Consider the following 19620-nt stretch of genomic DNA (forward strand, 5'->3'; position numbering starts at 1 on the left):
ATGCTAATTTTAATATTTTTCCACAAAATACATCCATTTTATTATACCATAAAAAAAGAACCCATTATACATTAATGGGTTCTTTTTGGTCATATTTTTAAGAAGCACCTGCTTCTTCAAAGTCTTCTTCCAACTCACCTACACGGTGATATTCAGCTAATACAGAATCCTGTATTTTGCTACGAGTTGAAGAGTTAATCGGATGAGCGATATCACGGAACTCTCCATCCGGAGTACGTTTACTTGGCATTGCTACAAATAAACCGTTATTACCATCGATTACGCGAATATCATGAACAACAAATTCATGATCTAATGTAATTGATGCGATAGCTCTCATACGACCCTCCGTGTTTACGCGGCGTAGTCTTACGTCTGTCACTTCCATCTTGTTCACCACCTTTATCAACTTAAACCATAATTAGTAAGTTTCAACAATTATCAATAATTTCCTTCTTTTTGGAAAATTTTTTATTTAAATTATTTAATTTTTAGAAATGTTTACTAAATTAACGTCCTTAACTTATTTATCGGAAGATTTTAATTGAATTTTAATGAAAGTAAAAAAACCTGAAAAAAATTTCAGGTTTTTTTACTTTGTTGAAAACAAGTTTGTCAATTTATTATCAAATTTTCGTAAAAGGAGTCGGGTATTGTTGATTTCCACTACAGGATGCTCGCTTTCCATNNCTTATCCCATAGGAGTCGAGCATCCTTCCGTTCCAATCAACTTTCTCATCTAAAAAAGTCTACAATAAAAACCTATTCAAATAGCCTTTACTTAGCGTACCGTAACTATTTGTTTCAATTTAATATCGAACATCACCATTTTTAATATTGAACTTATTTTTCTAAATTAATATTTAAAAACATTTTAAAATTGAATTCTATTATCAGTAAGATAAAAGAGCAAAAAAGAAGAAATTGCATTAATAGATGCTCAACAAAATTCACAACTGCTTAAATTTCACTTATTTTCTATTTTTAAATTTGTCTAATTAATATTTCCACACAATAAAAAAAACCTGAAAAAGTTTTCAGGTTTTGGTCTTATACTACTGCGATACATTCGATCTCTACTAATACGTCTTTAGGTAGTCTTGCAACTTCGACACAGCTTCTTGCAGGCTTGTGTTCATTGAAAAACTCTTCATAAATGGCATTAAAGTCAACAAAAGTTGTTAAATCTTTTAAAAATACAGTTGTTTTAATAACTTTTGATAAGTCTGTTCCAGCTTCTTCTAGAACCGCCTTAAGGTTGGCAAATACTTGCTTTGTTTGTTCCTCAATTCCACCTTCTACTATATTTCCTTCTACTGTTAATGGAATTTGTCCAGAAGTGTATAGTAATCCATTAGCGATTATTGCTTGAGAATATGGTCCAATTGCTTTTGGTGCATGATCAGTATGAATTAATTGCATTATGTATCTTCCCCTTCTTCATTATATACATTTAGCTTATCTATTAAATGACTATAAGTTTTCAGTTTTAATAAATGATTCTTCTTGGAAATTGCCTCTTTCAACTCGAATAAGCTGTTCTCTTTCATTTACCTCAGATAACTTTACAAGTGATATATAATCTTCAACTAATCTTTCTTCAATATTTACTGCCTCAACTAATACACCAATTCCTGCAACATTTGCCTGAAATTCCTTAAGCAAATTTTTCATACCAGTAACCGTTCCACCAGCTTTCATAAAATCATCGATAATTAAAACATTTGAACCTGCCTCGATGCTTCTTTTTGCTAATGACATCGTTTGTATACGTTTTGAAGAACCAGATACGTAATTAATACTTACTGTTGATCCTTCCGTAACCTTGTTATCTTGACGAACAATTACAACTGGTACATTTAAAAAGTTTGCAACAGCATATGCTAAAGGAATTCCTTTTGTTGCGATTGTCATAACGATATCTATTTTTTGCTTACTGAATATAGATGCAAACATACGGCCTACACTATTAACATAGTTAGGATTGCTTAATATATCAGTCATGTATAAGTATCCACCGGGCAAAACTCGGTCTGGTTTTTGAAGTAGATCACATAATTCTTCAATTACTGTATTTACTTCTTGATTACTAATACTAGGAATATACTTTACGCCACCAGCTGCTCCTGGCACAGTCATTAGTGTCCCAATTCCTTGCTGTTCGAACGTGTGCTTTATAATACCTAAATCTTCACTTACTGATGATTTAGCAGACGCATATAAATCAGCAAAAAATGTTAATGATACTAATTGTTGTGGATGGTGCAACAAATAGTGTGTCATACCTACAAGACGAGAGCTTCTTCTAATTTTCATGCAGCACCTCAAATCACGAATATTTTATAAAAATTTTATAATAATATTCGTTTTTAATCAAGTTTTTCCCTTTCACCTAACATCCGAACGGCGTATACTTGATCGCAGAAACCTTTTAATCCGTTATAAACACGATTCATCCTAGAATCATGTCGAACTAATCCGAATACTGTTGGACCACTTCCGCTCATTAAAACAGCATCTGCACCAAAACGTTTCATTTGATCCTTAATCATTGCAACCTCAGGGTGTAATTGCAGTGTAACTGTTTCTAATACATTTCCTAATGACAGACAAATATCGTCGTAATTTTTATTCGAAATGGCATTAACCATTCGATCTACATCAGGATGTTGAATATTATCTAATTTAAGCTTTTGATAAATAGTTGCTGTTGAAACGCCCTGTGTTGGTTTTGCTAAAATAACCCAACAAGGTGGTGGGGTATCAATATGTTCAATTTTTTCACCACGACCTGTGGCTATAGCTGTTCCTCCGTAAACACAAAACGATACGTCCGACCCGATTTTAGAACCAATTACCGCTAATTCATCTAACGAACAATTTAAATTCCAAAGCTTATTTAGACCTCTTAGTACCGCAGCAGCATCTGAACTACCTCCAGCTAAACCAGCAGCAACAGGAATATTTTTTGTAATAAAAATATGCGCTCCTAATTTTACTCCGAACATTTCTTTGAGTAGCATCGCAGCTTGATAAGCTAAATTGCGTTGATCGTCTGGCACGTAACGATTGTGTGATGTAACGACAATCTTATCTTCTTGAATAAGCTCTAATTCAATTCGATCAGCTAAATCGATCGTTGTCATGATCATTTTAACATCATGATAACCGTCGCCTCTTTTCCCTACTACGTCTAATGAAAGATTTATTTTCGCAGGAGCCTTCACCATTAATTTCACTATTCTCACCTTCTTATGAACACTTACTTTTTTGCTATTGTATCATAATTAACTCATAAGAAAAATGTACCCCAATGAAAGAGAGCTAGATCAGTAAATTTTCTTTTGGAAGATTCACAAAAACCGAAGCATTTAGCTTCGGTTTGATGTGTAGACAAATTTGCTTGTCGAAGTGAAGATTGTTTATTGTTGCTTATTAGATAATTGTAACTCAGCTAATTCGATTGCCCTTTTAACCATGTTGCCGGCATCCTTCGCTCGAATGCCTCCCCAGCCTTCTTTTTGAACGACCTCATAGAAACCAAGATCTTTTGCAAGTTCCTCTTTAAAGCTCTGTGACATTATACCTCTTTTTCTTCTACCCAAAAAAAGCAACCCCCTTTTTCCACTTCGACATTGATAGTATGTGTAAATCTGTTTAATTTCATGAATAATAAAAAGAAAAGGGACAGTAGAAAATTCTACTGCCCATTCGCCATCAGTCCACTTGTATGGTCATCACAGAAAAACAATTCAACTGTTTCTGTTAAAATATCTGCATAACTAAAAGATAAGCGTTCAAATGTGTTCTCTTCTTGATCTAATTGTACTACGAATATGGATGGATATGTTTCTGCTAATACACCGGAACGTTCCACAGTCTTTCTACGTCCGCTGTTTGCTTTCAATGTAAGTCGTTGTCCAACATGACTATCTAAAGTATCCTTTATTTCAGATAATTTTTTTGCCATTTCATACCACCTCACTATGACAAGTATACCATCTTATGTAAACTAAGTCAAAAAAAAGATAAAATTATACCAACGATACTGGTTACCTGTCAATATTTTTTTGCAACACTCGATTATTATTTGTGAAAATCTGAAAATTTATGTATGGAAATAAAAAAAGATTTTCTACATACGAGTTCTCTCGTTAATGTAGAAAATCTTTTCCTTACTCCTCTTCCATCGATTGGAAAGGTAGCCCTGTTCTTAAAATTCCTTTTGTTTCTACTCCGCCTAGTCCCTTTTCACCTGTAATTGTATTACGAACGACTTCATAAACATTTACTCGATCCATAAATGATGTGAAGCTTATCTTCCCAACTACATAAACGGGATCTAATGCATGTATGTTTACCCTAGTTGGTGAGCTTGCAAAGTTTGCTCCTGCACGTATAATCGCTTCAAAGTGTGATTGACATGCCCCAGCAAAAATTACAAGGTGGTCTAAAGATGGAACCTTTTTTCGCGCTTCTTTTACAGCATCGACAAAATATCTTGAATGTCTGTAAGCTTCTATATCAGTAACGACCCCTTTTGCTTTTGTGTATGCATCGTGACCAGTTATAACTAGTATATCGGGACGATAATGATCTAAGTAATAACCAATTTTTGTTGGTAATTCTGTTTCCTTACAATAGATTCCCTCAACAGGGACACCCATCTTATTATACATTTCAAGACATTTTTTTAAATATATTGGATCTCCATCGATGTGAAGAACCCGACCTGGTATTTGAAAAAGATTTACATCTGTTCTATATCCATTTGTTGCTTGAAATCTTCTTTTTTCTTTTTGCTCCAAGGCTTCTCTTTTAAATAGTTTGTAGTTTTCCTCAATTTGAACAGATGATCTTTTACCTTTTTCTCGATACTCTGATTCAATGATTACTCGCAGGTCAGATAAAGGCGCATCAGCAATTAAACGAAAATCGTCACCATATAAAACAGCAATGACTTCATCCCCGATTTGTTTTACCTCCACTACTCGAAAAACTAGGTCATATTTATAAGATGCTCTTTCTACTATATCCCCTACATTAATATTCACATGCCTTCCCCTCCAAAATTGCTTAAGTACACTACGAGTTCGCTCTCTTTTTTTAGATTATGTATGGACAAAAAAAAGGGTGAAAAGAAGGTTTATTGAACTTTTGTAGGGCATCAGAACTAAAATAAAGTTTTAAATAAAAAAGATGATTACAAACTAGTTGGTAAATTAGCTTATAATCATCTTTTTGTTATTTTACTTGTTTATATAGACTATTACTTAAAGTGGCAAATTCTTGAATTGATAAAGTTTCTCCTCTTCTTGTTCCTTCAATACCTGCCTCTAGAAGACAAGTTTCAAGTATTGCTTTATCCTTTTTTAGATGAGAAAAGTTATTTAATAAATTATTATTTAATGTTTTTCGTCTTTGAGCAAAGCTCGCTCTAACGACTTCAAAAAAGAATGATTCGTCAATTACCTCTGCAGCTGGTTCTTCACGTTTTACTAGCTTTATAACAGCAGAATCAACGTTTGGCTGTGGCATGAAGACTGTTCTAGGTACAGTCATAACAGTTGAAGCATGTGTATAAAACTGTATTGCTATTGATAGTGAACCATAATCCTTTGTTCCCGGCTTAGCAGCGATACGGTCAGCCACTTCTTTTTGCAACATACAAACAATTCCTCTGATTGGTAAACCTTCTGTTAATAGCTTCATGATAATTGGTGTCGTTACATAATAAGGCAAGTTTGCGACTACCATTATATCTAACTCATTTGGCAAATACTCATTAATCGCTTTTTCAACGTCTGCCTTTAGTACGTCTTCATTAACGATTTGTATATTATCATATGGTGAAAGTGTATCTTCTAAAATTGGGATTAGTCTATTATCAATTTCAAAAGCTAAAACTTTCTTAGCTCGCTTAGCAATTTGCTCAGTTAATGCCCCAATTCCCGGGCCAATTTCAATTGCACAACTTTCTTCAGTTAAATCTGCATAACTTACAATGTTTTCTAGTATATTTGTATCAATTAAGAAATTTTGACCATAGTTTTTTTTAAAGAAGAAATCGTACTTGGCTAATATTTCTTTCGTTCGACTAGGTGTTGCGATATCCTTCATTATTTTTCCTCCATTAAAACTTTTTTTACTGCTTGCCCAAATTCATCTTTTGAGATTTGAAACATTTGCAGTCTTTTCTCTAGTTGCTTACCGTTTGTATAACCTATATTAAGAATTTTACCAAGTTTATCTCGTCTTTCACTTGATTTGGGATGTCCAATTAATCCGGCATCTATTAAATCTTCCTTTGTAATTTCAGATTCAACTTCGATAAATTCCTGCTTAACATGAATTAAAGCATTTCGAATAGATTCTCTAGTAGCATGCTCGATTCCTAATCCTTTTTTACCTGAACGAACAGCTTCTTCCTTTGGTAAAAATGCATGCTTACATCCTGGTACATGTTCTTTAATAATCGAGCGTATACGTTGACCAGGATAATCAGGATCTGTAAATACGATAACTCCTCGAGTCTCCTGAGCATGCTTTATTAATTTTAAAGTATCCTTATTTATAGCAGAACCACTTGTTTCAATTGTATCTGCATCCACAGCTCTTTTAATTGCCGCCGTATCATCTTTACCTTCAACAACAATGATTTCTTTAATTTTCATTTGTTCCTCCAACCAATACAAGTATATGTAATCATACCATAAGGATAATAAAACTTCATACTCTCTTAAAAGTAGTATAAAAAAAAGCAGAAGGACTTATCCTTCTACTTTCATTCAAACAACGATCTATTTTAAAAATATTAGCTAATAATACGAATTTTTACAGTACGACGACCAAAATCAAAACAATCGTCTTTTGTAGGCATTAAAATATCGATTCTTCTGCCTTTAATTGCTCCACCAGTGTCACCAGCAATAGCAACGCCATATCCTTCAACCCAAACTTTAGAACCTAAAGGAATCACTTTTGGATCAACTGCAATCAGTTTTGTGTTAGGATTTTTACGAACATTAATACCTAAAGCTGTTACACCAGACATCCCCGCATCGTAAGGTGAATATGCAGTTGCTTCAACATACATTTCTTTTACCTTACTACTTGATTTTGGCGCACTAGATTTTACTAATGCACTTGATGTTGGTACGGACTTTGTTCCAACTGCAACTACTCGATCAACTGGTTCTTTTAAAATAGTTTCATCAACTAGCGTTTTAGAAACTACCTTACCATTTTCTTTAATCAGTTCAAAGTTACGTTTAACAAGTCCTTTTACACCTTCTGAAATGACCGAAGATTCATCCTTATACATAGAAGAATCTTTTTGCTCTTTTTCTTTAAAATCTACTGGCTCTTCCACCACATCGTTGACTTTTTCGACACGGATAACTCGAACTGTATCATTTTGTTTGATCATTTCGCCGGCACCTGGTTCAACTCGGTCAAATTCGTTTAATGTAATGTTCTGCTTTTCTAAAAAGTCAGCGACAGTAGTCGAAGTTGCAAATACTTTTTTAGAAACTCCTCCGTCATTTAAAACCATAGGGAATGCTTTTTCGTAAGATATCTTACCATTTTCCTCTAACGGTGTTGACAGTGCAGGCATTATAACATCATCAGGATTGATCTTAATATTTTGTTCCTCTAATAATTCCTTTACCGTTTGAGCAGTTGTCATAATGACTTTTTCTTGCCCATCAATCGTAAGTTTAACAGGTTTCGCTAAATGAACTGTAATATCCATATCATCTGATATTTTCGTTTTGGCTGACGGATATATTTCATCTGCATTCGTAATATTAATATTTTGTTCTTTTAATAATTCAGCCACAGTATTTGCATGTGTTTGAATAACCTGTTCCTTCCCGTCTACCTCAAGAGTTACTTGTTCTTTAAGTCCCTCATATGCTCCTGTACCTACTGATCCAGTGAAAACTAAAGCTCCTGCAAGTTGTACTGCTAGTTTTTTACTACTCCCAAGTCTAGAAAGTAACCTATTCGCGTCTATCACGATTTTACTCCTCCTTTTCGCCTGAGAAAAAAGATTGACTAGCTCCAAACCTATTAACTAGTGCTTCTACTCTACTGAATGTATGTTTACTAGATTTAGAAGTAGAAGAGTTTTCTTTCGACAAATTCTTCAACTCTTCATACGTGAACTGTGACGAATTTTATGTATTCGTACTAGTTCATGAGATCATTTGTTAATCTGAAAAATATTACACGCATTTTCGAAAGTTCGTTTTTGAACTTCCTCAACTGATATGTTTTTTAAACGTGCAATTTCTTCAGCAACAAGTGATACATAGCTAGGTTCGTTTCTTTTTCCTCTATACGGATGTGGTGTTAAGTATGGACAATCCGTTTCGATTAATAGATTTTCTAACGGAATCTCTGTCGCTACTTCTTTTGGTTTTTTTGCATTCTTAAATGTAACTGGTCCTCCTAATGAAATATAGAAGTTCATTTTAATACATTCTTTTGCAGTTTCCACACTTCCGCCGAAGCAGTGCATAATGCCACCTACTTCAGATGCATTTTCTTCTTTTAAAATGGTTACAATGTCTTCTGTTGCGTCTCGATTGTGAATAACAATCGGTAGTCCGCATTCTTTTGCTAATTGAATTTGTTTGCGAAATACTTCTTTTTGGATTTCTTTTGGAGATTTATCCCAGTAGTAATCTAATCCAGTTTCACCAATTGCTACTACTTTAGGATGTTTTGATAATTCCTTAATCCATTCAAAATCTTCTTCGGTTGCGTCAATTGCATCAACTGGATGCCAGCCAATAGCTGCATAAAGAAAATCATACTTCTCAATTAATTCCATAGCTTTCGTAATTGTTGGTCGATCAAAGCCCACAACTACTTGATGAACAACTCCTGCTTCCAAAGCTCTACTAATTACTTCTTCAAGGTCTTCTTTGTATTGATCTGCATTTAAATGTACATGTGTATCAAAAAGCATTTTTACTTCCCCTTTGCTCATCTGAGATTTAGTCTAGCATACCGTAAAATTTCTTACCTAACGCACAGTTAACAATTCCGTTACAAAAAGAAACGGTCAAAATTAAGCAATTTCTAATAAATTTTTAAAGATGTTTTAAATTAATTCCATGTTATATCAAGACTTTCTTACTTTTTGAAACAAAATTCTGATAATTTTTTCAGTTTACTATTGTAATCATTCTGTAATATTTTCTTCATATAGTGACATTTTCTAACAATAACTTGTTAATACCTGCCATAAATCAACAAATTATTATCATATTTGTGATTCTTATGATATTTTTACAATTTTCTGCACAATACAACAATTATTTCAGTAAAACAAATCAAAAAAGAAAAGTATTTCATGTTAGTTTTTACACGAAATACTTTTCCTAGTAACATTATTTAATAATAGTACCGTTTGGTAATGATTGATCAATTGTTGCAAGTGATAGCTTACCTTCAATACTTCCTGCAAGGATCATCCCTTCGGATAGTTCTCCTCTAAGCTTTACAGGTTTTAAATTCGTTACGCAGATCACTTTTCTACCAATTAAGTCTTCTGGTTTATAGTATTCCGCTATACCTGATACAACTTGTCTTGATTCATTTCCTAAATCTAATTGAAGTTTTAGAAGTTTTTTTGCTCCTTTTACTGCACCAGCTTCTTTTACTTCTGCAACCTTTAGTTGAACTTTAAAGAATTCATCAATTGTAATTTCAGGAACAGTTTCTTCCACTTTAGCTTCTACCACTGGTTTTACAGTACCTTGCATTTGTTCTTTAATATATGCAACTTCAACCTCTGTCTCTAAACGTGGGAAAATTGGTTCACCTTTTTGTACTCTCGTATCCTCTTGAATTGCTCCAAACTCATTTAGGCTATCCCATGAAAGAATCTTTTCATCAACTAGTCCTAACTGTGTGAAAATTTTCGCTGGAGTCTGAGTTAAGAAAGGTTTTAATAAAATCCCAACTTGACGTAAAGATTCAGCCAAATGTGCCATTACCGAAGCTAGTTCTTGTACACGGCTTTCGTCTTTAGCAAGTACCCACGGCTGTGTCTCATCAATATATTTGTTTGTACGACTAACGAACTGCCAAATATTTGTTAATGCAACTGAAAACTCCATATTTTCCATTGCTGCTTCCACAGTATCCTTCGTGTTCTTTGCCACTTGTTGAAGGTTTTCATCAAAATCTGTAACTGTTCCATTAACTGCAGGAATATTACCATCAAAATATTTTTGGATCATTGCAATTGTTCGATTTAATAAATTACCTAGATCATTCGCTAAATCAAAATTAATACGATCAACGAATCCTTCAGGCGTAAAAATACCATCTGATCCAAAAGGAACTTCGCGTAATAGGTAGTATCTTAGAGCATCTAAGCCATATCGGTCGATTAATACTACTGGATCTACAACATTACCTTTTGATTTACTCATCTTGCCGTCTTTCATTAATAACCATCCGTGAGCAAAGACTTTTTTAGGTAATGGTAAGTCTAATGCCATTAACATAATCGGCCAATATATCGTATGGAAACGTACAATTTCTTTACCAACTAAATGAACATTCGCTGGCCAATATTTTTTATATTTTTCTTCATTATCTGAACCATATCCTAAAGCTGTAATATAGTTAGATAAAGCGTCAATCCAAACATAAATTACGTGTTTAGCATTACCAGGTACTTTTACACCCCAGTCGAATGAAGTACGTGAGACAGCTAAATCCTCTAATCCTGGTTTAATGAAATTGTTAATCATTTCATTTTTTCTTGATTCAGGTTGAATAAATTCTGGGTTTTCTTCATAATACTTCAGTAATCGGTCAGCATATTTACTCATTTTAAAGAAATATGACTCTTCTTTAACTAGCTCTACTGGATGACCGCTGTCCGGACTCTTTCCACCAATAATTTTTCCTTCTTCATTATATAAAGGATCAACAATTTGTGTTTCAGTATAGTATGTTTCATCCGGTACAGAATACCAACCCTCATACTCATCCAAATAAATATCACCTTGATCAAGTAATTGCTTGAAAATCTTCTCAACAATTTCTTTATGTCTGCTTTCCGTCGTACGGATAAAGTCATCATAGGAAATATCTAATTTTGTCCATAGGTCCTTAATTCCAACAACGATATCATCTAAGTATTCTTGCGGTGAGACATTTAATTCCTCAGCTTTTCGTTGAATTTTTTGACCATGTTCATCTGTACCCGTTAAATAAAAAACATCAAAACCTTGAAGTCTTTTATATCTAGCCATTGCATCCCCAGCAACAGTCGTATAAGCATGACCTATATGTAATTTTCCGCTCGGATAATATATTGGGGTTGTAATATAAAAAGTTTTATTACTCATTGACCAAAAACCCTCCTTCAAAAATTTCTAAATATTGACACTAAATTATTCGCATGATTTTGCATTTCATTATAAAATGAAAAATGAGTTATCTGCATATCCCCATCTACTATTACAACTTCATACTTATTTTATAAGTTAAATTTTACACAATAGTAACATCTATTTCTATTATTTCTCATAAATATACATACATTTTCTCTTTAATTAACCCATTTTGGCATTGTAGCATTATGTAGCTCTGTCTTTTAGGCTACATAGTACATTCATTTTTCATAAAAACTTTATATAGGAGGATTAATTATGAAATCTACAGGAATTGTCCGTAAGGTAGACGAGCTTGGCCGTGTAGTAATTCCAATTGAACTTAGAAGAACACTAAATATCACTGAAAGAGACACACTTGAAATATTTGTTCAGGATGATCGAATTATCCTAAAAAAGTATGAACCAAATATGACTTGTATGATGACGGGAGAAATTTCTCAAAATAATCTTGAGGTTGCTGATGGCAAAATTGTTTTAAGTAAAAAAGGCGCAGAGCTTCTAAAATTCGAGATTGAACAATTTATAGCTGATAATAATTAAATTGAAGAGGCTGCCTATTTTAATTGCATTCTCTAAATAAAAGCTAGTAAAAATGAGTAGAGAATTACAAATAAATAAGACAGCCTAACTTCATTTTTAAACCTTATTAAATTTCGTGATATTCCGCGTAGACGTCCCTTTTATTTAATGAACGATCCTTCGCAACAAGTTTTATTGCATCTTTACTTTTTTCATTTTTTTCATTTATGTACCAATCGACATGTTGGTTAATAGTTAGTTCCTGCCACCAACACTCCTCATTGTTTTTCACATCTTCTTCAGATGCCCCTTCTAAAACAACTACAAACTCTCCACGTACTTCTTCATTCGTTGCCCAGTCTATTGCATCACTAACTGTCCCACGTAAAAACTCTTCGAACTTCTTTGTTAATTCTCTACAAAGGACAATTCTTCTGTCACCTAATACTTCAAGAATAACGTGTAACGTTTCTTTTAAACGGTGTGGTGACTCGTATAAAATGACTGTACTACGTTGCCCCTTTAACGGTTCCAATTGCTTCTTCTTATCTTTCTTTTGACGTGACAAGAATCCTATGTATAAAAACGAATCAGTAGGTAGTCCAGATGATATTAAAGATGTTAAGGCAGCATTTGCACCAGGTAAAGGAACGACAGAAATACCTTCTTCTAAACAAAGTTTTACAAGCTCATAACCTGGGTCATTTATACACGGCATTCCAGCATCACTTACTAATCCAACTTTTAATCCTCGTTTCAAGTCTTCTACAAGCTTTAATCCTGCTTTTTCTTTATTATGCTCATGATAACTCACTAAAGGCGTTGGTATTTCGAAGTGATTACAAAGCTTTTTCGTGTTACGAGTATCCTCCGCTGCAATATAATCTACTTCTTTTAGTATTCGTACCGCTCTAAACGTCATATCTTCTAAGTTACCAATAGGGGTTGGTATTAAATAAAGACAGCCTAATTCTTCATTCAAGAAGCTTTTTTGACTTTTAATCATTACTCGTTCCTCCTCTCATATATCGTTCTTTGTTTTCTCTTGATAATTGCTTAAAAGCGTATTCCGCTTGCATTGCTTCTTTTTTAGTTGGGTATTCCTCAAAAAATATACAATTTACAGGTGTCCTACCCCTTGTATATTTTGCACCCTTTCCATCGTTGTGTTGTTTTACTCTACGCTCAATATTTGATGTATACCCTGCATAGAAAGTTGTATCTGAACATTCCAGCACGTATAAATAGTGTTTATGATCTTCCATATAGAATTTCCTTTAACTCAGCTGTATACTCGTTATTTTCCTCATATACGTAAATCGGAGGCAAAATTTTAAGGTCAGCCTTACCACCTTTAATCCCTTCAATTAGAAGTGTATTTGCTTCCTTACCCATTTTTGGATAAACAAACTGAATTCTTTTCGGCTCGATACCATGTTTACGCATTGTTGTAACAATATCCAACATACGCCCTGGACGGTGAACCATCGCCAATTTTCCACCATGCTTCAAAAGTTGTTTACTTGTATTGATTACTTGTTCTAAATTCGTTTTAATCTCATGTCTCGCTATTGCATAATGCTCATTCATATTCTGTTCAGAAGTCGGAATATCTTGAAAGTATGGTGGATTACACGTAACAACATCTACAAATTCTCTACCTATTTTATCTGGTGCATTTTTTAAATCGTCATGAATCATTGATATTTTTTCATCTAACTTGTTATATTCAATGCTTCTTTTAGCCATATCATACAGTCTCTCTTGTATTTCTACACCTATTATATTTGCTTTAGATCTACGGTGTAACATCAACGGAATAACTCCATTTCCAGAGCATAAATCAACGATTGTACCTTTTTGGATCGGGACATATGTAAAATTGGATAAAAGAACTGCATCTAATGAAAATGAAAAAACAGATGGACTTTGAATAATCCTCATATCATCGGTTAATAAGTAATCTAAGCGTTCGTCACCTTTAAGCATAATTAGTTCCTTTCAAATTCACACCAATATTATCTTTTAGCATTGCCTAATTGTCTAACAATTAACTAGCAATGCATAAAAAGAAGCTATTCCATTTGAAGCCTGCGCACTTTACCTTTTTAAACAGCTTTTTTAATAGCTGTTTTCTAAAAAGGTAATCGCTCGCTTCTTCCGGAATAGCCTACCATTACTTTTTATCAAAGAAGGATAAACAAAACAGACAGTCCTCACCATGACGTACGCTTCCATAATGTAGATTACAAATATGGAAACCTTCTTGATACAATCTTGCTAAATTATCATAGCCTTCTCCAAGATCCTTATCCTTTTGTACCTTTTTCTTCTTTGAGTCTTTTATTTGTTCTTTTTCTTCTATACGTTTATTTAGACCTAATCTTTCTCGTAAGTGATCATTCTCAATTTTCGTATAGTGATTTTCTTCTAGTAGCTCAGCAATATATTGTTTTAAATCACTAAGCTGTGTTGATAAATCTTGAATTTGTTCTTCCATATTGGAAAGAGATAAGAATATATTCTTCTTGTCCAATCTTACCACCTCTTAATCTGTGGTTTGTATTGACACGACTCCCTCGTGAATTAAATCATCTAGGGTATACTCCACAACGCGTTCTTTTTTAATCAATTCTACCTGAATAACTCGTTCTAAGATGTTCAATCCTACTACTCTTCCAGGACCTTCTGCAGTCTTGATGATATCCTCTAAGTCTGGAAGTTGTTCTTTTGCAGCCTCATACTCGTCATTTTCATATTTTAAGCAGCACATTAATCGGCCACAAAGTCCTGAAATTTTCGCCGGGTTAAGAGAAAGGTTTTGATCTTTAGCCATTTTAATGGATACTGGTTCAAAATCACCTAAGAACGTTGAACAACACAACATTCTACCGCAAGGCCCAATTCCACCGAGCATTTTAGCTTCATCGCGTACTCCTATTTGTCTTAATTCAATTCGAGTACGGAATACTGCAGCTAAATCCTTTACTAATTCCCTAAAGTCTATTCTACCATCTGCTGTAAAATAAAAGATGACTTTATTTCGGTCAAATGTATATTCGACATCAACTAATTTCATATCTAGTTCATGTTGCATAACTTTACTAGAACAAACTTCATAAGCTTCTTTAGCTGATTGTCTATTCTCTTCAACAATCATACGATCATGCTCATCTGCTAATCGCATAACTTTTTTTAACGGAAGGACTACGTCATTTTCTCCGACCTTTTTATTTGGTACAACTACTTTTCCAAATTCAATCCCTCTCACCGTCTCAACGATGACAAAAGTATCTTTAGGGATTGCTAATCCATTTGGGTCGAAATAATAGATTTTACCAGCTTTTTTAAAACGTACTCCGACTACTTCGTACACAATCTACAATCCCTCCTGTAGCTCTATAATCATTTGCTCTAAAACCATTAACATATTTGCGTTAGATGTTAATCGCTTTTTAGCAAAAAGGATGATTTCTAAACAAGTGGTTATTTTCTCTAATGAAATACGATTTAATGCTTGTCTCATTAATGGCTCTTCATTTTTAAAAACAACATTTTGATCTTGCTCAGCATATATATATAGCATATCTTTAAAGGCTAATACAAGCATATCTAGCATCATTTGTAACTGTTCCTTCGTATCAAAATGACGAGAAACATTTTGTTGTATGACTAGAAGACTATCTTTTTTTGTCGTTAATAATGCTTCATATAATTCTATCACTAAATCTCTAGCTTGTGCAAACCATTCTTCTTCAGCAATTTGAAGTGCAACTGCCTCACTATTTGTTAATCTTGCTAATAATGGTACTAAGTTTGATTGGAGCTCGATATTAACTAAATGTTCTTCAAAGTATTTTGTTGGTAATGGATTAAAATGGATTGATTGACAGCGAGATAATATCGTTGGCAAAATTTGTTGTACTTGTTCAGTTAATAAAAATGCAGTTGTAATTGAGACCGGCTCTTCCAAAAATTTCAATAAAGAATTAGCTGCATTTGTCGTCATTCGATCAGCATGGTCTATTATATAAATTTTCCGATTCGATTCAACAGCTGTTTTAGAGAATTCTTCTTGTAATTGTTGAATTTGATGTTTCTTTATTGAGGTTTCTTCGGGCTCAATTACATAAACATTTGGGTGATTACCAGAATCGACACGCTTACAATTACGACAAGTTCCACAAGGTGTAGCGCCACTTACATTCTCACATAGTAATACTTTTGTGTAGTATAATGCAAGTTCGCGTTTACCAGTTCCTCTTGGGCCTTCAAATAAGTAAGCATGAGCTACCCTGTTCTTAATTATTGCATTTTTTAACATTTTTGTGGCAACTGGCTGACGCTCGCTTAGTTTCTCCCAAGATGTTTTCATGTTTACACCTACTCATATCTATAAATTAATCAATGATATTTTTAAATTGTATCGTTTTTTTAAATCGTTTTATAAATTATTTCACCTTAACTTTTGGCCTACACATTTCAAATAGATGCACGTAATTTTTAGTTAAGTTCCGAATGTATTCCTACTTCTATTATAACAGTTCCGTCATATTATTGTTCATGTAATCAATTTTTTGTAAATAATTAAATTTCTTCTATTTTTTCTAAAATGACTTTTAAAGTATCATTAAATACTTGATCGACCTGGTTTGATGCATCAATTCGTTTAAAGCGCCATGGTTCTCTCTTCATGATTTCAGCATATCCACTTTGAACTTTTAAATGAAAATCTAGTTCTTCCAAATCCAGTCGATTGATTTCTCTCTCATCTGCTTGGTGAACTCTATTTAGTCCAACTTTAGGGTCTAAATCAAAGTAAACTGTTAAATCAGGCATTAAACCATCGATCGCAAATTGATTGATATTATATATTTCATCTATTCCGATCCCTCTACCGACACCTTGATATGCGAGCGAGCTATCTACAAATCGATCACACAACACGATTTTTCCTTCTGCCAATGCAGGGATTACTTTCTCTGCTAAATGCTGCCTCCTTGCCGCAGCATAAAGTAGTGCCTCCGTACGCTTGTCCATTTCAATATTCTCTGTGTCTAATATAATATTTCTTATACTTTCAGCAATCCGTATACCACCTGGTTCTCGAGTGGATATAAAATTTACACTTCTTTTACGAAGTTCTTCTGATATCATATTTATAATTGTTGTTTTCCCTGCACCCTCTGGTCCTTCAAATGTAATGAATAAAGATTTCAAGTGTGTTTCCTCCTAAATCAATACTTCAATTTGTAAATTTTTATCTTCAATCAAATTTTGAATCGTCATTCCATATTGATATACATCATGAATATAATCAACATGCTTAGTAGTAATTAGTTCACCCTTTAGTAAAATCGGAATTCCTGGTGGATAAGGAACAATATTTTCTGCAGAGATTTCTCCTACTGAATCTGCCAAATCTTTTACCAACTTCCTTTTTTTCTTTAAGTCAGCGTAACTTTGTAACACTGTACTGGTAAAATTAGGTACATTAAGCTTAGGTTGTTTATTTTCAATATAAGCCATAGATTCAGTTGCTTTATTTACTCGATTAATAAGGTCATTAAAATCCATTCTTTCATCTAGCGGAAGGATGAACAAAACATGTCCCCAATCTGATAGTTCAGAATAGATTCCCTCATTTTCAAATATTTCCTGTAATTGCTTACCGGTATGTCCTTTTTTACTTTTTACGATTACTTTTAGTAAATCTTGTGAATAGTTTATTCGACTTGATGTAACAATTTGTATACTAGATAAATCATTAACTTCTTTAATAAAGTCGGCAATTTTCTTTTGAAGTATCTTTACCCTATCATGAGAAAAATTTTCGACAAAACTCCTTGCGTAATCTAAGGAAGCCATAATTGGATAAGAGGGACTGCTGCTTTGTAGCATTCTCAGCATTTCTCTTACTTTATCTTTGCAAACAAGTTTTGATTTTATATGTAAATATGAACCCATTGTCATTGCAGGCAAAGTTTTATGCGCTGATTGTATGACAATATCGGCACCCATAGAGAGCGCATCATTTGGAAAAGGATCCCCGATTATAAAATGTGTTCCATGTGCCTCATCCACGATCGTTGGGATCTCCATACTATGAGCGAACTCAATTATATTTTTTAAATTCTGAGACATTCCATAATAATTAGGATTTGTTAAAATTATTGCTTTTGCTTTCGGATAATTTTTTATTACATTCATAGATTGCTCACTGTTTACCCCAAGTGGCTGTCCTAGCTCTTCATCAATATCTAATGGCAAGAATATAGGCTTTGCTCCGGCAAGTAAAAGACCATGAAAAATTGATTTATGACAATTGCGTTGTACCAATACTTCGTCATTTTCGCCACATAACGCTAAAATTGCAGCTAGGTTTCCCACAGTTGATCCATTTACTAAAAAGAAACTTTCTTCTGCTTTGTATACTTTCGCTAACATTTTTTGAGCCTCGCTAATTACCTCTGAAGGATAATGTAAATCATCTAAGCCATTTAATTCCGTCACATCATAATTTAATATATTTGGTAATCCTAATTCATTTATAAAAGTGTGCTTTCCATTTTTATGACCTGGAACATGTAGAGATATTGTTTCTTTATTTACAAACTGTTTCAGTGCATTTAGTAATGGCATTTTATTCATCAATAACTCTTCCTTTAATTTACGCAATTTATTTGTATGTATCGTTATATTAGTATATTGTTGTTAGGTTTTAAATTAAACATTCCAAACATACTTTTCGACATTATATACAACTACCTAATTCGAAATCTTATATTTTATAGACAATATAAAAACCGATTATATTTACAAGTTCTCTCCATTACTTAAAGGCCCTGTCACTAAGGGGTGACCAAGCAGTAATAAATTATGGCAGAGGTACCTGTATATAGAATCGGTCCTTCATTTTATATCTTATTTTAACTTACAAAAACTTATTAGACTACTACTATTAGTCTATTACGCTTATGCTAACCTCTAATTCGCAATTTCTTCTTTCACCGTACTAATACATCTTAACTTCTCTACAAAGGAATTGTATATAGGTGCATCTGTTTCAGTTTTTACGATTTTCTTTTCACACTCTTCACATACGAATGCTTCAATAATATGAATGCCATTTTCCTTTTTTTCTTCACAAACTATACATTTTGATAAACCATTCACCTTTTTTCCTCCTCTAAGTGTTTTTCCAGTGCAATTTACGATTGATTAAAAAATTTTGTTTATTATATAGTTTTGCAAATTAAAAACTTTTTATACAATTTAGGGCCTATTTTTTTGTAATATATGAAAATAGTTCTAATTTTGTGCTCTATATTTTAAATATTTCTTTCTAACATGATACTACTTACCTGTTTTGATCTTATTTTTGTTCCTTTTAACTACTATAAAAGGACTACAATTCGTTTGTTGTCTCAGACTAGCCGCCAAACGCTCGTTTTCTTCGTTACTTCGCCTGCCTTACTGTGCGGTGCTCATTACCATATAAGGTAACCCCATGCCTCGAAAGAACTGCTACTTAAGCCAAGGGCCTTTAAGTGAAGTATCAGTGAAATTAGCTTTGATTAAATACATTGATCAAGTTTCACATAATTTTACTTTGATTTATTAAATATTTTTATATTTATTTTTATAAATACAAAAAAACATCAGCCTAATA

Annotated in this window: 22 protein-coding genes; 1 reads left to right on the forward strand and 21 read right to left on the reverse strand. The window is 33.3% G+C overall.

Annotation, left to right across the window (positions count from 1 at the left end; all coding sequences use genetic code 11):
• Window positions 1–97: 97 nt before the first annotated feature.
• The 12 genes from spoVG to metG all read right to left on the reverse strand — a co-directional run bounded on the left by spoVG (window position 98) and on the right by metG (window position 11381).
• The gene (gene spoVG, locus COI44_RS20865; RefSeq protein ID WP_056474486.1) at window positions 98–388 is read right to left on the reverse strand and encodes a septation regulator SpoVG; all 291 of its coding nucleotides are present in this window, start codon (window positions 386–388) and stop codon (window positions 98–100) included.
• A 662-nt stretch (window positions 389–1050) separates the two neighbouring features.
• Window positions 1051–1422: a RidA family protein gene (locus tag COI44_RS20870; RefSeq protein WP_098429637.1), complete on the reverse strand. Its 372-nt coding sequence runs from the start codon at window positions 1420–1422 to the stop codon at window positions 1051–1053.
• Window positions 1423–1473: 51 nt separating this feature from the next.
• The gene (purR, locus tag COI44_RS20875; RefSeq protein ID WP_098429638.1) at window positions 1474–2316 is read right to left on the reverse strand and encodes a pur operon repressor; all 843 of its coding nucleotides are present in this window, start codon (window positions 2314–2316) and stop codon (window positions 1474–1476) included.
• 53 nt (window positions 2317–2369) lie between these two features.
• Window positions 2370–3239 (reverse strand): 4-(cytidine 5'-diphospho)-2-C-methyl-D-erythritol kinase, encoded by an 870-nt coding sequence (gene ispE, locus COI44_RS20880; RefSeq protein WP_098429639.1) that lies wholly within the window; start codon window positions 3237–3239, stop codon window positions 2370–2372.
• A gap of 183 nt (window positions 3240–3422) precedes the next feature.
• Window positions 3423–3581 carry a small, acid-soluble spore protein, alpha/beta type gene (locus COI44_RS20885; RefSeq protein WP_098429653.1) on the reverse strand — a complete coding sequence of 53 codons (159 nt, stop codon included), beginning with the start codon at window positions 3579–3581 and terminating at the stop codon, window positions 3423–3425.
• A 119-nt stretch (window positions 3582–3700) separates the two neighbouring features.
• Entirely contained in the window at window positions 3701–3970 is a 270-nt protein-coding gene (gene veg / locus COI44_RS20890) for a biofilm formation stimulator Veg (protein ID WP_097979271.1), read from the reverse strand.
• Between the two features lie 205 nt (window positions 3971–4175).
• Complete coding sequence (yabG, locus tag COI44_RS20895) at window positions 4176–5054, reverse strand: sporulation peptidase YabG (RefSeq protein ID WP_069033952.1); 879 nt, start codon at window positions 5052–5054, stop codon at window positions 4176–4178.
• Between the two features lie 190 nt (window positions 5055–5244).
• The gene (rsmA, locus tag COI44_RS20900; protein ID WP_098429640.1) at window positions 5245–6120 is read right to left on the reverse strand and encodes a 16S rRNA (adenine(1518)-N(6)/adenine(1519)-N(6))-dimethyltransferase RsmA; all 876 of its coding nucleotides are present in this window, start codon (window positions 6118–6120) and stop codon (window positions 5245–5247) included.
• Window positions 6120–6674: a ribonuclease M5 gene (rnmV, locus tag COI44_RS20905; RefSeq protein ID WP_098429641.1), complete on the reverse strand. Its 555-nt coding sequence runs from the start codon at window positions 6672–6674 to the stop codon at window positions 6120–6122. The genes rsmA and rnmV overlap by 1 nt, the downstream gene beginning before the upstream one ends.
• 140 nt (window positions 6675–6814) lie before the next feature.
• On the reverse strand, window positions 6815–8023 hold the full coding sequence (locus COI44_RS20910) for a G5 and 3D domain-containing protein (protein ID WP_098429642.1): 1209 nt from the start codon (window positions 8021–8023) through the stop codon (window positions 6815–6817).
• 186 nt (window positions 8024–8209) lie between these two features.
• Complete coding sequence (locus COI44_RS20915) at window positions 8210–8980, reverse strand: TatD family hydrolase (protein ID WP_098429643.1); 771 nt, start codon at window positions 8978–8980, stop codon at window positions 8210–8212.
• Between the two features lie 424 nt (window positions 8981–9404).
• Window positions 9405–11381 (reverse strand): methionine--tRNA ligase, encoded by a 1977-nt coding sequence (metG, locus tag COI44_RS20920; RefSeq protein ID WP_098429644.1) that lies wholly within the window; start codon window positions 11379–11381, stop codon window positions 9405–9407.
• Between the two features lie 303 nt (window positions 11382–11684).
• Between metG and COI44_RS20925 the strand changes: the two genes are divergently transcribed.
• The gene (locus COI44_RS20925) at window positions 11685–11969 is read left to right on the forward strand and encodes a transition state genes transcriptional regulator AbrB (RefSeq protein WP_069033946.1); all 285 of its coding nucleotides are present in this window, start codon (window positions 11685–11687) and stop codon (window positions 11967–11969) included.
• Window positions 11970–12075: 106 nt separating this feature from the next.
• Here the strand turns inward: COI44_RS20925 and rsmI are convergent, their stop codons facing one another.
• From rsmI to COI44_RS20970, 9 genes are all read right to left on the reverse strand, one after another.
• Complete coding sequence (rsmI, locus tag COI44_RS20930; protein WP_098429654.1) at window positions 12076–12951, reverse strand: 16S rRNA (cytidine(1402)-2'-O)-methyltransferase; 876 nt, start codon at window positions 12949–12951, stop codon at window positions 12076–12078.
• On the reverse strand, window positions 12947–13213 hold the full coding sequence (locus COI44_RS20935) for a GIY-YIG nuclease family protein (protein WP_098429645.1): 267 nt from the start codon (window positions 13211–13213) through the stop codon (window positions 12947–12949). The genes rsmI and COI44_RS20935 overlap by 5 nt, the downstream gene beginning before the upstream one ends.
• Window positions 13200–13940 carry a tRNA1(Val) (adenine(37)-N6)-methyltransferase gene (locus COI44_RS20940; protein WP_098429646.1) on the reverse strand — a complete coding sequence of 247 codons (741 nt, stop codon included), beginning with the start codon at window positions 13938–13940 and terminating at the stop codon, window positions 13200–13202. Before COI44_RS20940 ends, COI44_RS20935 begins: the two co-directional genes overlap by 14 nt.
• A 184-nt stretch (window positions 13941–14124) precedes the next feature.
• Window positions 14125–14484, reverse strand: coding sequence for a DNA replication initiation control protein YabA (gene yabA, locus COI44_RS20945; protein WP_069033942.1), 360 nt, complete (start codon window positions 14482–14484; stop codon window positions 14125–14127).
• 12 nt (window positions 14485–14496) lie between these two features.
• Window positions 14497–15324, reverse strand: coding sequence for a PSP1 domain-containing protein (locus COI44_RS20950; RefSeq protein WP_098429647.1), 828 nt, complete (start codon window positions 15322–15324; stop codon window positions 14497–14499).
• Between the two features lie 3 nt (window positions 15325–15327).
• The gene (holB, locus tag COI44_RS20955; RefSeq protein WP_098429648.1) at window positions 15328–16323 is read right to left on the reverse strand and encodes a DNA polymerase III subunit delta'; all 996 of its coding nucleotides are present in this window, start codon (window positions 16321–16323) and stop codon (window positions 15328–15330) included.
• Window positions 16324–16535: 212 nt separating this feature from the next.
• Window positions 16536–17168 carry a dTMP kinase gene (gene tmk / locus COI44_RS20960; protein ID WP_098429649.1) on the reverse strand — a complete coding sequence of 211 codons (633 nt, stop codon included), beginning with the start codon at window positions 17166–17168 and terminating at the stop codon, window positions 16536–16538.
• Window positions 17169–17180: 12 nt separating this feature from the next.
• Window positions 17181–18599 (reverse strand): aminotransferase class I/II-fold pyridoxal phosphate-dependent enzyme, encoded by a 1419-nt coding sequence (locus COI44_RS20965; protein ID WP_098429650.1) that lies wholly within the window; start codon window positions 18597–18599, stop codon window positions 17181–17183.
• Between the two features lie 336 nt (window positions 18600–18935).
• Window positions 18936–19124: a sigma factor G inhibitor Gin gene (locus COI44_RS20970; RefSeq protein ID WP_098429651.1), complete on the reverse strand. Its 189-nt coding sequence runs from the start codon at window positions 19122–19124 to the stop codon at window positions 18936–18938.
• Between the last annotated feature and the right edge of the window lie 496 nt (window positions 19125–19620).

This window comes from Bacillus sp. AFS088145 (assembly GCF_002564465.1).
Lineage (GTDB): Bacteria > Bacillota > Bacilli > Bacillales > Bacillaceae_G > Gottfriedia.

Excerpts from the sequence above, each read along its gene's own strand:
- spoVG (WP_056474486.1), bottom strand. The coding sequence starts at position 388 with ATGGAAGTGACAGACGTAAGACTACGCCGCGTAAACACGGAGGGTCGT.
- COI44_RS20870 (WP_098429637.1), bottom strand. The coding sequence starts at position 1,422 with ATGCAATTAATTCATACTGATCATGCACCAAAAGCAATTGGACCATAT.
- purR (WP_098429638.1), bottom strand. The coding sequence starts at position 2,316 with ATGAAAATTAGAAGAAGCTCTCGTCTTGTAGGTATGACACACTATTTG.
- COI44_RS20885 (WP_098429653.1), bottom strand. The coding sequence starts at position 3,581 with ATGTCACAGAGCTTTAAAGAGGAACTTGCAAAAGATCTTGGTTTCTAT.
- veg (WP_097979271.1), bottom strand. The coding sequence starts at position 3,970 with ATGGCAAAAAAATTATCTGAAATAAAGGATACTTTAGATAGTCATGTT.
- rsmA (WP_098429640.1), bottom strand. The coding sequence starts at position 6,120 with ATGAAGGATATCGCAACACCTAGTCGAACGAAAGAAATATTAGCCAAG.
- rnmV (WP_098429641.1), bottom strand. The coding sequence starts at position 6,674 with ATGAAAATTAAAGAAATCATTGTTGTTGAAGGTAAAGATGATACGGCG.
- COI44_RS20915 (WP_098429643.1), bottom strand. The coding sequence starts at position 8,980 with ATGCTTTTTGATACACATGTACATTTAAATGCAGATCAATACAAAGAA.
- metG (WP_098429644.1), bottom strand. The coding sequence starts at position 11,381 with ATGAGTAATAAAACTTTTTATATTACAACCCCAATATATTATCCGAGC.
- COI44_RS20925 (WP_069033946.1), top strand. The coding sequence starts at position 11,685 with ATGAAATCTACAGGAATTGTCCGTAAGGTAGACGAGCTTGGCCGTGTA.
- COI44_RS20935 (WP_098429645.1), bottom strand. The coding sequence starts at position 13,213 with ATGGAAGATCATAAACACTATTTATACGTGCTGGAATGTTCAGATACA.
- holB (WP_098429648.1), bottom strand. The coding sequence starts at position 16,323 with ATGAAAACATCTTGGGAGAAACTAAGCGAGCGTCAGCCAGTTGCCACA.
- COI44_RS20965 (WP_098429650.1), bottom strand. The coding sequence starts at position 18,599 with ATGAATAAAATGCCATTACTAAATGCACTGAAACAGTTTGTAAATAAA.